This is a genomic window from Nocardiopsis sp. RV163, assembly GCF_001029525.1.
Taxonomy (GTDB): Bacteria; Actinomycetota; Actinomycetes; order Streptosporangiales; family Streptosporangiaceae; genus Nocardiopsis; species Nocardiopsis dassonvillei.
This window is the reverse complement of record NZ_LEKI01000045.1, coordinates 23,696-35,021: the sequence shown is the minus strand read 5'-3', so window position 1 is coordinate 35,021 and position 11,326 is coordinate 23,696. Positions and strand designations below refer to the sequence as shown.

Here is an 11,326-nt window from a genome sequence, read left to right as displayed (position 1 = left end):
GGCGGGACGCACCGTCGGGGGCGGCGGCCCTCAGGCCGCGGCGCGGAAGACCTGCTCGGAGTGCCAGACGACATGGGCGGGCTCGACGGCGGGGCCGCCCGGAACCGGACGGACGAGGTCGCGTCCGGCGAGGGAGAGCACGAACGTCTCGGCCGCGGGGGTGCGGGCCTCGAAGCGCGGGGACACCGCGACGGTGAGCTCTCCGGTGAGGCCGAGGACGCCGCGGTCGAACAGCAGGTGGTGCGTCGGGCACAGGCACAGGCCGTTGTCCAGGTCGTTTGGGCCGTCGTACGACCACCAGCGGATGTGGGCGGCCTCCAGGCCGACCGACACGCCGTCCAACCGCCCCTCGTAGCCGCAGAACGCGCACCGGTGCTCGTAGGCGGTCAGCACGGCCTCCCGGAACCGGGGGTCGCGGACGCCGCCCTCCCCCGGCGCGGGGACCGGCCCCTGGCCCACGCGGAGTCCGGTGAGGGCGATGATGCCCTCGTGCAGCGAGGGGGCGAAGTTCTCGTCGAGCAGACGGCGGGCGATACGGGCGGCCAGGCCGGGGTCGTCACACAGGGCCGCGTCCAGGTCGGGGTCCAGCCTGCCCCGCGCCTCCTTCTCCCGCAGCAGGGTCACCCCCGAGCCCGGAGACCCCTCTCCGTCCACCGTTGTGACCCGCCAGAACCCGTCGGTCTCCAGGTGGTGGAAGGGGTAGCCGGGGTTGGTGGGTTTCACCGGGCCGAACTCCCGCAGGAGTCGCGCGAGCCGGTCCTCGGCCTCGCTGTAGACGATGGGCGCGTTGCCGTTCCGCTGGTGGTGCGCGAGCGCGTACAGCAGCAGGAGGGGTTTGTGGGGGGCGCGGGCCCCGGCACGGGTCCACCGCTTGACGGAGCCGAGCCGCCGGGTCCAGTCCATACCGGCACACCCTAGTACGGACGGCCTCTCGCGGCTCCCCGGAGGCCTTCTGCCAGGGGAGGCCGTGTGCCGGGCGGACCCGGGGGTTCGACGCGGTCGCGGGTCCGCGCCGCACTGCGGGACACGCCCCGGCACCGGCACGCTCGACGGCCGCGGCACCAGGCGCTTTCGGCGGGGGTCCCTAGGCCCGGCGGACTACCATCTTCACCATGGCAACCGGGAACACGGGTCGCAGGCGCCCCACGATCAGCGACGTCGCCCGCCGGGCGGGCGTGAGCAAGGGCGCCGTGTCCCGGGCGTTGAACACCGGTACCGGCACCAGCGCCAGCACCCGGGAACGCATCCGCCAGGCGGCGGTCGAACTCGGGTGGAGCCCGAGTTACGCAGCACGCGCGCTCAACGGCAAGTCGCTGGGCACCATCGGCCTGATCGTGCGCCGCTCCCCCGAGATACTCGACTTCGACGCGTTCTTCCCCTCGTTCCTGTCCGGTATCGAGTCGGTGCTCTCCGGCGAGGAGCACGCCACCGTCATCCGCTTCGTGCCCGACGAGCGGACCGAGGCCGCCACCTACGAGCGGCTGTTCAACGACCACTTCGTGGACGGCTTCCTGGTCACCGACCTGCGGACGGACGACGGCCGTCCCGCGATGCTGCGCCGCCTGGGCGCGCCCGCCGTGGTGGTGGGCGCGCCCGAGGGCTCCTCCGACTTCCCCACCGTCACCAACGACTCCGGGGAGGCCATCCGCGGCCTGGTCCGCTGCTTCGTCGAGGCGGGGCACGAGCGCATCGCCCACGTCCAGGGCGACCCCCACATGCTGCACGCGCACCAGCGCCGACGCCACTGGGAGGAGGCCGTGCGCGAGTTCGGGCTTGAGCCGGGACCCGTGGAGGAGCACGGCGGCTACACCATCGAGGGCGGGGCCCGGGCCACGGAGCGCATCCTCGCCATGCCCGCCGCCGAGCGCCCCACAGCCGTCTTCTACGGCAGCGACCTCATGGCCATAGGCGGCTACTCCGTGCTGGGGGAGGCGGGCCTGACCGTCCCCGACGACATGGCGGTGGCCGGGTTCGACGACATCCCCCTGGCCTCGTTCGTCACGCCGCCGCTGACGACCGTGCGCAACAGGCACCGCGCGATGGGCAGTGTCGGGGCCCGCATCCTGCTGGACACGCTCAAGGGCCAGGAGCCGCCGCCGTCGACCGTGCTGGTCGGCGAACTCCGCCCGAGGAAGTCGTCCGGACGGCCGGTGCACGGCTTGTAACGGTTCCACAACTGCCCCTCCTGCCTTTCTGTGATCTCGCCTACACTGCCGAGGTAAACCGGTTTACCTGATCATCGGGTCACGCGGAGCGACAGGCGTGGCCCACGGTTCTCGACGCCCCGCCCACGGGCCGACGGGCGCGTCCGACCCGCCCGCTCCGTCACCGCCGACGCTGACGACGGGCTCACATGGCCTACAGAAACGGAGACGGCCGTGAAGACACCCCCCACAGCACTCCTGTCCGCCTCGACGGCGCTGGTACTGGCCGCCGCGCTGACCGGCTGCGGTTCCGGCGAGGATTCCGGGGACCAGACGCTGACCTACTGGGCCAGCAACCAGGGAGCGAGCGTGGAGGAGGACCGGGAGGTCCTCCAGCCCGTACTGGACCGCTTCACCGAGGAGACCGGAGTGGAGGTCGAGCTGGAGGTCATCCCCTGGAGCGAGCTGTACAACCGCATCCTCACCGCGGTCAGCAGCGGCGACGGCCCCGACGTGCTCAACATCGGCAACACCTGGGCGGCCAGCCTCCAGGAGACCGGTGCCTTCGTGCCCTACGAGGGCGCGGACCTGGAGGCGGTGGGCGGCGAGGGGCGCTTCGTCGGCACCAGCTTCGCCACCGGCGGCGCCGAGGGCCAGACGCCGACGTCGGTGCCGCTCTACGGGCTGTCCTACGCGCTGTTCTACAACCCCGCCATGTTCGAGGAGGCGGGCATCGAGGAACCGCCCGCGACCTGGGACGAGTTCGTGGACACCGCGGACGAGCTGACCAGGGACACCGACGACGACGGCGACATCGACCAGTACGGGTTCGTGCTGGAGGGCGGCAACGAGCGGCAGAACTCCCACATGGCCTTCATCCTCGGCCAGCAGCAGGGCGGGCAGTTGTGGGGCGGGGACGGGCCCTCCTTCTCCTCCGACGAGCAGGTCGCCGCGGTCAAGCGGTGGGTGGACCTGATGGCCGTGGAAGAGGTCGTCGACCCCAGCAGCGCCGAGTTCAGCGACGGCACCCAGGGCATCAGCGACTTCGTCGACGGCCGCGCGGCCATGATCATCGTGCAGGGCAGCGCCCGCACCAGCATGGCCGCCCGCGGCTTCGATGACTACGAGGTCGCCCAGGTGCCGATGCTCGACCCGCTGCCGGGCGAGCCCATCCAGAGCCACGCGGCCGGGATCAACATCAGCGTCTTCGACGACACCGACGACAAGGAGGGCGCTCTGCGGCTGGTCGAGCACCTGACCAGCCCGGAGGAGCAGGTGTACCTGTCCCAGGAGTTCCAGACGCTGCCGGTGGCCACCGAGGCCTACGACAGCGAGGAGCTGCGGAGCGAGTCCATGGAGACCTTCCGCACGATCCTGACCGAGCACTCCGCTCCGATGCCGCTGATCCCCCAGGAGGGCCAGATGGAGACGGTGCTCGGCGAGGCGATCGGCGGGCTCTTCGCCCAGGTGGCGACGGGAGGCGAGGTCACCGAGGCCGACGTCCGCCAGGCCATGGAGGCGGCGGAGACCCAGATGGACGCCGCGAACTAGGGAGTGTGTCCCTGGTCGCCCCGCCTCCTCGGCGGGGCGGCCGTCTGATGGAGGCGCTAGATGTCGACTACGGAAGAACAGGGGCCCGGCACCGTCGAGGCCCCGCCCCGGACCGTCCCCCCGGAGAAACCGGGCGGGCGGCGTCCGCGCCGCCCGGGGTGGTTCCTGCCCTACGGCATGGTGCTGCCCGCGGCGGTGCTGGAGCTGCTGGTCCATATCGTCCCCATGGCCCTGGGGATCTACATCGCGTTCACCTCGCTGACGCAGCTGACCATCCGGCGCTGGACGACGGCGCCGCTGGTCGGCCTGGAGAACTTCGTCCGCGGCCTCGACCCCGGGAACGCCCTGGGCAGCGCCCTCTTCGAGAGCCTGTTCCGCACCACCGTCTACACCGTACTGGTGGTGGGGGTGTCTTGGGTGCTGGGGATGGCCGCCGCGGTCGCGTTGAACACCAAGTTCCGGGGGCGCGGCGTGCTGCGCACGCTGTTCCTCGTGCCCTACGCCCTGCCGGTCTACGTCGCCGCGATCATCTGGGCGTTCATGTTCAACCAGCGCGACGGCATGGTCAACCGGCTGCTCGTGGAGGATCTGGGGCTGCTGGACGAGCGCCCGTTCTGGCTCATCGGCGAGAACGCCTTCTGGGTGCTGGTGGTCGTGTCGGTGTGGCGGCTGTGGCCGTTCGCGTTCCTGATGCTCCTGGCGGCGCTGCAGAGCGTCCCCGAGGACATGTACGAGGCCGCGGCCATCGACGGCGCCTCGACCTGGAGGAGGTTCACCGGCATCACGCTGCCCATGGTGCGCCCGGCGAACGCGGTCGTCCTGCTCGTCATGACGTTGTGGACGTTCAACGAGTTCAACATCCCCTTCCTGCTCTTCGGCGACACCTCGCCCGAGAGCGCGCGGCTGATCTCACCGCTGATCTACGAGCACTCCTTCGTCAACTGGAACTTCGGCCTGGGCGCCGCGATGAGCGTTCTGCTGCTCGTCGCGCTGGTCATCGCGTCGGCGGTCTACGTCCGACTGGTGCTGCCCAAGGGGAGGGACAATGCGTGAGACACGGGGATTCCGCTGGTTCCGGCGGATCGTCCTGACCTTCCTCACCGTGTTCACGGTGCTGCCCCTGTACGTGCTGGTGGTGACCTCGGTGAAGCCGCTGGAGAACGTCCGGGGGATGTTCACCTGGCTGCCGGACCGCGTCACCCTCCAGCCGTACGTGGACATGTGGACGACGATCCCGTTGGCCCGCTACCTCACCAACAGCCTGATCGTCACGACCACGGCGACGGCCCTGGCGCTGGTGGTGGCGGTGCTGGCCGCCTATCCGCTGTCACGGCTGCGCTTTCGCGGCAGGCGGCTGTTCAGCATGACGGTGCTCTCGACTCAGATGTTCCCCGGCATCCTGTTCCTGCTGCCGCTCTTCCTGATCTTCGTGCGGCTGGAGGACCTCACCGGTATCGAGTTCACCGGCTCCTACACCGGGCTGATCATCACCTACCTGACCTTCGCCCTGCCGTTCTCGATCTGGATGCTGGCCGGGTACTTCAGCGCCATCCCCGAGGGCCTGGAGGAGGCGGCGATGATCGACGGCACCAGCAGGGTCGGCGCCCTGGTGCGGGTCATCCTCCCGGTGGCCCGCCCGGGCATCCTCGCCGTGGGGGTGTTCGCGTTCATCACCGCCTGGGGAGAGGTGCTGTTCGCCTCGGTGCTCACCGACACCGAGACCCGAACCCTCTCCATCGGGCTGAAGCTGTACACCAGCCAGACCGACACCCTGTGGAACGAGCTGCTGGCCGCGTCGGTGACCGTCTCCCTGCCGGTGGTCGTGGCCTTCATGCTGGTCCAGCGCTACCTCGTGTCCGGGCTGTCGGCGGGCGCGGTGAAGTAGCGCGGGTGCCGCCCGCGGCCGGTCACGACGGTTCACGTCCGGCCGCGGGGGCACCGTGAGGGGGTGGGGCCCGAACGGGCGAGGAGCCTCAGGCGAGGACCTTGGCGGTGAAGGCCCTCATCCGTTCCTCCAGCGCCTCTTGCGGCATCTCCTCACGCCCGGCCAGGTGCTCCACCAGGTCGGCGCGGACCGCGGCCAGCAGAGCGTGCGCGGCGAAGTCCGCGTCAGGCACGCTGGGGACCGCGGCCAGTGCGTCAGCGAGCGTCCGGTGCCACCAGGTGTAGTGGTCGGCCTGGTAGGGGCTGTTCCCGCCGTCGCTCTCCAGCGCCAGGGCCAGGTGGCGGTTGTCGAGCTTGAAGCGCAGCAGAGCGAGCAGGAGCGCCGGGACCCGTTCGCGCGGGGGCGTCGCGGGGCCCAGCGGGGCGGGACCCTCCAGGACGGCTCCGCGCAACGGGCCGATACGCGCCTCCATGAGGGCCCGGATCAGCCCGCCCCGGTCGCCGAACCTGCGGAAGAGGGTGCCCTTCCCCACTCCGGCGGCGGCCGCGACCTCGTCCATCGACACGGTCCCGGGACTCTTGCTGCGGGCGAAGAGCCCGTCCGCGGCGGCGAGTACCGCCTCCCTGTTGCGCAGCGCGTCGGCGCGCTCCCCACGTACGACCATCATCCACCCCACTTGCAAAACGGACTGCCAGTCCATATATTCAAACGGACCAGCAGTCCACATTCTAGAGGGTGGAGATCCCGTGAACGACGACCTGGCGACGGCGGACCTGTTTCGACACGGCCTGGAACTGCTCCTCGACGGGAGGATCGACGACTGGGTTGCCCTGTGCGACGAGGACGTCCTCGTCGAGTTCCCCTTCGCACCCGAAGGCTGGCCCCGGCGGTTGGAGGGGAGGGAACGGCTCGCCGAGTACATGAGCGACTACAGCGACCACGTCCATCTGAAGGACCTTCCCCACCTGGAGATCCACCAGACCACCGCCCCCGGGACCGTGGTCGCCGAGATGCGGGCCCGGGCCCGGCTCGTGGCCACCGGACAGGACACCGACATCTCCTACGTGGTGGTGATGACGGCGAGTCGGGGACGCGTCACGCGCTACCGCGACTACTGGAACCCGCTCGTGGTGCCCGACTCCATGCGCGAGGCCAAGACGACCGCACCGGAGAGGGAGAACGCATGAGTTCCGCAGTCACCGTCCTGGTCACCGGCGCCACCGGCACGACCGGGAGCCGTGTCGCCTCCCGCCTCGACGCGCTCGGCCCGCGGTTGCGGGCGGCCAGCCGCCGCGCCCCGGCCCGGGGCGGCGGTTCGTCGGTGCGCTTCGACTGGTACGACCCCGCGACCTTCGAAGAGGCACTGCGGGGCGTGGACCGGATGTACCTCGTTCCGCCAGTCGACACCACCGATCCCGCCGCCGTGATGGCGCCGTTCCTCGAACAGGCGGTCGCCGCCGGGGTGCGCCGGGCCGTACTGCTGAGCTCCTCGGCGATCCCGGAGGGAGGACCCGGCGCGGGTGGGGTGCACGCCCTCCTGCCGAAGCTGTTCGACGAGTGGGCGGTCCTGCGCCCCTCGTGGTTCATGCAGAACTTCACCGGAGACAGACACCACGCCGTGAGCATTCGCGAGGAGGGGCTCGTCATGACGGCCACGGGCCGGGGACGGGTCGGCTTCATCGACGCCGACGACATCGCCGCGGTGGCCGCCCGGGTGTTGACCGGTGAGGACCCGCCCAACACAGACCTCGTCCTCACCGGCCCCGAGGCGCTGGGCTACGACGACGTCGCCGCGACGATCTCGCGGGTCTCGGGCCGACTGGTGCGCCACCTGGCGGTGGACCGGGAGCGGATGCGCGACCGTCTGGCGGCCACCATGCCACGGGAGTACGCGGCGATGCTGGCGGACCTGGACCTGGCGATCGCCGATGGGGCGGAGGACCGGGTCACCCCCGTCGTCGAGCGGATCACCGGCCTCCCGCCCCGGAGTTTCGCCGCCGTCGCCGCCGGATGGACCTGGTGAGGACCGTCGTCCCCTGCTGCCGGCGCCGCCCCGGGGCCCGGGAGGGCGGCCCGCTCGGTCCGCGGGCGCCAGCAGTTCCCGGGAACCCGGCACAAGAAAGCCACGGGGCACTTCGCAGCACCGCACCGGCACCGCGCGGGTGATCGCCCCGGCCCGCTGCGGGCGGCCACGCTGACGGCGCGAGAGGCCCCAGTCCTTGAGCTGAGCGGTCGCCCGTTCACCCGGGCCGCGGAGCTTGGCGCGGGGGGCGTCGGCGTCCGGGGCTGAGCCCCGGACGCCGCCACAGCACTGGGACACCACCCCCGCGGCGTGCGCGTCAGCCGTGGCCCCCTCAACCATCGTTCAATGATGGCTGAGCCATCACTCAGCCATCGTCCGAACGTGCGCGGGCGTACTCGCACGTACTCCGTCGTACTACTCGGCCGCGTGACCCGAGGACGCATCGTCCGAGGTCACGACACCGATCGGACAACTGGCGCCGGTTCCCCCGATGCCGCAGTACCCGTTGGGGTTCTTGGCGTCGGACAGGTACTGCTGGTGGTAGTCCTCGGCGAAGTAGAACTCCCGCAGCGGCGCGATCTCGGTGGTGATCGGCCCGTATCCCGCGCGGGTGAGCACCGGCTGGAACGCGTCGCGGCTGGTCTCGGCCGCGATCCGCTGGGCGTCGTCGTGGTACAGGATCGCCGACCGGTACTGGGTGCCGACGTCGTTGCCCTGGCGCATGCCCTGGGTCGGGTCGTGGCCCTCCCAGAACACCTTGAGGATCTCCTCGTACGAGATGCGCTCGGGGTCGAACACCACCCGAACCGCCTCGGTGTGCCCGGTCAGGCCCGAGCAGACCTCCTCGTAGGTCGGGTTGGGCGTGTAGCCGCCCGCGTAGCCCACCGCGGTCGTGATGATCCCCCGCTCCGCGCCCAGGCGCCAGAACATGCGCTCGGCGCCCCAGAAGCAGCCCATCGCCACGTCGGCGATCCGGCTGCCCTCGGGGTAGGGCGGGGTGAGGCCGGTGCCCAGCACCGTGTGCCCGAAGGGCACGTCCATCGGGGTGTCCCGACCGGGCAGGGCGCGTGCTGGATCGACCATGGTCGTCTTTCTCCCGAACATGCTCTCCAGGGTATCCAGGGGCCCGGCCCGGCGCACGGACGCGATCGAACCCGTGGACGGACGCGGTCGGCGGCAGTGGCCGGAGCGCCCACCGAAACGGGGCTCGCCCCCCTCTCCGCCCTCACCGGCCCTTCCGCGCCCCTCCCGCCCCTGCCCTCGGCACGGAGGCGGCGCTCGGCCGCACGCGTGGCGGCGCTCGCCCTCCCTCGCCATGAGGACACTCCGGACGATTCGTCCTACGATTGCTGACGTGCCGGAATCCAAGCGCGGCGTCGTCCTCGGGGCGACCGCCTTCCTCCTCTGGGGTGTAGCGGCCCTGTACTGGCCGCTCCTCTCCTCCTCCGAACCCAGCGAGATCCTCGCCCACCGCATGGTGTGGGCCCTGCTCGCCATGTGCGTCGTCATCCTCGTCACCCGCCGGGGCTGGACCTGGTTCCCCTCGGTGCTGCGCAGCCCCCGCCGCCTGCTGCCGGTGGCCGCCGCGGCGGTGCTGATCTCCGTCAACTGGTGGGGGTTCATCTACGCGGTCTCCATCGAGCAGACCCTCCAGGCCTCGCTCGCGTACTTCATCAACCCGCTGATGTCGGTGTGCCTGGGGGTGCTGCTGTTCTCCGAGCGGCTGCGGGCCCTCCAATGGGTGGCGGTCGGCCTGGGCGTCCTGGCCGTGGCCGTGATGACCGTCGCCTACGGCGTGGCCCCGTGGCTGGCGCTGCTCATGGCCGCCACCTTCGCCGCCTACGGCGCGGTGAAGAAGTACGTGGACCTGGACGGCGTGCGGAGCCTGACCGTCGAGACCATGGTGATGTTCCTGCCCGCGCTGGGCTTCGTGGTCCACTTGGAGGCCACCGGCGCGGGAACCGTGTTCTCGGTGTCCCCGGGCCACACCGCCCTGCTGGTCGGCAGCGGTTTCGTGACCGCCCTGCCGCTGCTGCTGTTCGGCGTGGCCGCGCGCCGGGTCCCCCTGAGCGTCATCGGCATCCTCCAGTACATCGCCCCGGTCATCATGTTCTTCGTCGGCTGGCTGGTGCAGGGCGAGGAGATGCCGCCCGCCCGCTGGCTGGGCTTCGCGCTGGTGTGGCTGGCGCTGTGCGCGTTCGTCGTCGACCAGGTCCGCGACGCCCGTTCCCGGTCACGCGCCTCCGTCCGGGCCGGGGAGCAGGCCGCGGCAGGGGCCGGGACAGAGCTCGGGGGACAGTCCGGGGAAGACGCCGAAACCCCCGACGAACAACGGCGACGCGAACTCGGACAGCCCGGGAAGCCGCTCCCGGGGGGATCCGCCCGGCCCGAGTCCGCGGAGTGATCCGGTCTTCCCGGTTTCGGAGAACACAAACTACCCTCTGTGACTCTGTGCTAACGTCAGGTCGCGGGTCGGGGGCAGCCTCCGGCCCGGACCAGGCCGCACGTCCCGGAGGGCCCTTCCATGCCTCGCACCAGCCGAACGGCACGCGCCACGCGCGCCGTCTCGGCCGTGTGCCCCGAGGCGCCCTCCCTGCTCCTGCTGCCGCTGGTGGTCGGGGCTCTGCTGGTCGGCCTGTGGCTGCTCGGCGCGGCCCCCGCCGCCGCCGAGCCCGGCGCTGACACCGGCGGCTCCCGGTCCCTGCTCGACGGGGGCCCGCTGACCGGCGGTCGGCTGTCGGACGGCCTCTCCGACACCTCAGGGAACCCCGGGCGCGCCTCCTCGGAGCGCACCGCACCGCACCACGGCCTCCGGGAGCGCGTCTCCTCCGGCCGGGCGGCTCTGGACGCCCCCTCCCTCGGGCTGGAGGGCTCCGGACGCCTCGGCGAGGTCGTTCCCGAGCGCGTCGGCCAGGTGGCAGAGCCTGTCGCCTCCACCCTGGGCACGGTGCACCAGCGCCTCGAACACGGGGCCGAGCGCACCGCCGCCGAGGCCGCCGCCGTCCTGCCCGGGGCAGCGTGGCCGGTCGCCGGGATGGGCGGGGGAGCACGCAGCCTGGTCGGCGGACTCGACCGCGACGGACACGCCGACGCGGTGCTCCCGGCCCCCGCGGCCCCCTTTGCCCACGACCCCGCCCCGGAGCGGGACGGCGACGGCTCCGCGTCCGGGGCGCGCGAGCGGGCGAAGGGCGAGGACACCGTCCCCGGGGCCGGGCAAGGCACCGTCTACGGGCACGGCTCCGTCATCCCGGTCGGCGCCGCCGGGTCCTCCGTCGGCGCGGACGCGGGCGAGCGCCCGGACTCCGCGTCCCCGGCCCCCGGTTCCTCCGCCCACCAGCTCACCGCCGGTTCGACCGCGCCCGCCGGGGGCGGCGTCCCCGTTCCCGCCGTCGCGGGCTACCTCACCGCGGCGCCCGTCACCGCGCCCTCCGCCGACGCGGTCCTGCTCGCCGCCCGGGCCCTGCTCACGGTGCCCGGCGGCCCCAGCGACGACCCCACGGTCTCCCCCGACTAGGACGCGTCCCCTTCCGCGCGGACGCACGCCCCGCGCACGGACCCGTCCCAGCCAGGCCCTTCGCGCGCCCTCTGGGAGCTGACCTGAGTCCCGTGCCCCGTTCACGGAATTCACGCCAGCCGGTGGTCCGCCCCGGCTCCGGCCGGACGCGCCCCACGCGTTCGGTCCCCGTATCCACTGATCCAGAGCACAACCTCCGAAGGGAAACC

Annotated in this window: 11 protein-coding genes; 8 read left to right on the top strand and 3 right to left on the bottom strand. The window is 72.0% G+C overall.

The genetic code is table 11. The features are described 5' to 3' along the window. Positions 1–30: 30 nt before the first annotated feature. Positions 31–903 (bottom strand): phosphorothioated DNA-binding restriction endonuclease, encoded by an 873-nt coding sequence (locus ABD54_RS10905; RefSeq protein ID WP_047869333.1) that lies wholly within the window; start codon positions 901–903, stop codon positions 31–33. A gap of 209 nt (positions 904–1,112) precedes the next feature. On the opposite strand from ABD54_RS10905, the gene ABD54_RS10900 reads away from it, so the two are divergent. The 4 genes from ABD54_RS10900 (at position 1,113) to ABD54_RS10885 (ending at position 5,580) form a co-directional block, all read left to right on the top strand. Further along, entirely contained in the window at positions 1,113–2,165 is a 1,053-nt protein-coding gene (locus ABD54_RS10900; protein WP_047869332.1) for a LacI family DNA-binding transcriptional regulator, read from the top strand. Between the two features lie 213 nt (positions 2,166–2,378). Then, complete coding sequence (locus tag ABD54_RS10895; protein ID WP_047869331.1) at positions 2,379–3,695, top strand: extracellular solute-binding protein; 1,317 nt, start codon at positions 2,379–2,381, stop codon at positions 3,693–3,695. Positions 3,696–3,755: 60 nt separating this feature from the next. Beyond that, positions 3,756–4,748: a carbohydrate ABC transporter permease gene (locus ABD54_RS10890; RefSeq protein ID WP_047869330.1), complete on the top strand. Its 993-nt coding sequence runs from the start codon at positions 3,756–3,758 to the stop codon at positions 4,746–4,748. Continuing rightward, positions 4,741–5,580, top strand: a complete 840-nt coding sequence (locus tag ABD54_RS10885) for a carbohydrate ABC transporter permease (RefSeq protein WP_047869329.1) — start codon at positions 4,741–4,743, stop codon at positions 5,578–5,580. The genes ABD54_RS10890 and ABD54_RS10885 overlap by 8 nt, the downstream gene beginning before the upstream one ends. 88 nt (positions 5,581–5,668) lie before the next feature. Here the strand turns inward: ABD54_RS10885 and ABD54_RS10880 are convergent, their stop codons facing one another. Continuing rightward, complete coding sequence (locus ABD54_RS10880) at positions 5,669–6,244, bottom strand: TetR/AcrR family transcriptional regulator (RefSeq protein WP_047869336.1); 576 nt, start codon at positions 6,242–6,244, stop codon at positions 5,669–5,671. Positions 6,245–6,326: 82 nt separating this feature from the next. Between ABD54_RS10880 and ABD54_RS10875 the strand changes: the two genes are divergently transcribed. Both ABD54_RS10875 and ABD54_RS10870 read left to right on the top strand, forming a co-directional pair. Beyond that, positions 6,327–6,767: a nuclear transport factor 2 family protein gene (locus ABD54_RS10875; RefSeq protein WP_047869328.1), complete on the top strand. Its 441-nt coding sequence runs from the start codon at positions 6,327–6,329 to the stop codon at positions 6,765–6,767. Continuing rightward, positions 6,764–7,603, top strand: coding sequence for an NAD-dependent epimerase/dehydratase family protein (locus ABD54_RS10870; protein ID WP_047869327.1), 840 nt, complete (start codon positions 6,764–6,766; stop codon positions 7,601–7,603). The genes ABD54_RS10875 and ABD54_RS10870 overlap by 4 nt, the downstream gene beginning before the upstream one ends. A 414-nt stretch (positions 7,604–8,017) precedes the next feature. On the opposite strand, the gene msrA is transcribed toward ABD54_RS10870, so the two are convergent. Next, positions 8,018–8,707, bottom strand: coding sequence for a peptide-methionine (S)-S-oxide reductase MsrA (gene msrA, locus ABD54_RS10865; protein ID WP_082166773.1), 690 nt, complete (start codon positions 8,705–8,707; stop codon positions 8,018–8,020). A 250-nt stretch (positions 8,708–8,957) separates the two neighbouring features. On the opposite strand from msrA, the gene rarD reads away from it, so the two are divergent. Further along, positions 8,958–10,007, top strand: coding sequence for an EamA family transporter RarD (rarD, locus tag ABD54_RS10860; RefSeq protein ID WP_047869325.1), 1,050 nt, complete (start codon positions 8,958–8,960; stop codon positions 10,005–10,007). A 120-nt stretch (positions 10,008–10,127) separates the two neighbouring features. Beyond that, positions 10,128–11,117 (top strand): hypothetical protein, encoded by a 990-nt coding sequence (locus ABD54_RS10855; protein ID WP_047869324.1) that lies wholly within the window; start codon positions 10,128–10,130, stop codon positions 11,115–11,117. Positions 11,118–11,326: the final 209 nt, after the last annotated feature.

Excerpts from the sequence above, each read along its gene's own strand:
- ABD54_RS10890 (WP_047869330.1), top strand. The coding sequence starts at position 3,756 with ATGTCGACTACGGAAGAACAGGGGCCCGGCACCGTCGAGGCCCCGCCC.
- ABD54_RS10870 (WP_047869327.1), top strand. The coding sequence starts at position 6,764 with ATGAGTTCCGCAGTCACCGTCCTGGTCACCGGCGCCACCGGCACGACC.
- ABD54_RS10885 (WP_047869329.1), top strand. The coding sequence starts at position 4,741 with ATGCGTGAGACACGGGGATTCCGCTGGTTCCGGCGGATCGTCCTGACC.
- ABD54_RS10855 (WP_047869324.1), top strand. The coding sequence starts at position 10,128 with ATGCCTCGCACCAGCCGAACGGCACGCGCCACGCGCGCCGTCTCGGCC.
- ABD54_RS10900 (WP_047869332.1), top strand. The coding sequence starts at position 1,113 with ATGGCAACCGGGAACACGGGTCGCAGGCGCCCCACGATCAGCGACGTC.
- ABD54_RS10905 (WP_047869333.1), bottom strand. The coding sequence starts at position 903 with ATGGACTGGACCCGGCGGCTCGGCTCCGTCAAGCGGTGGACCCGTGCC.
- msrA (WP_082166773.1), bottom strand. The coding sequence starts at position 8,707 with ATGTTCGGGAGAAAGACGACCATGGTCGATCCAGCACGCGCCCTGCCC.
- ABD54_RS10880 (WP_047869336.1), bottom strand. The coding sequence starts at position 6,244 with ATGGTCGTACGTGGGGAGCGCGCCGACGCGCTGCGCAACAGGGAGGCG.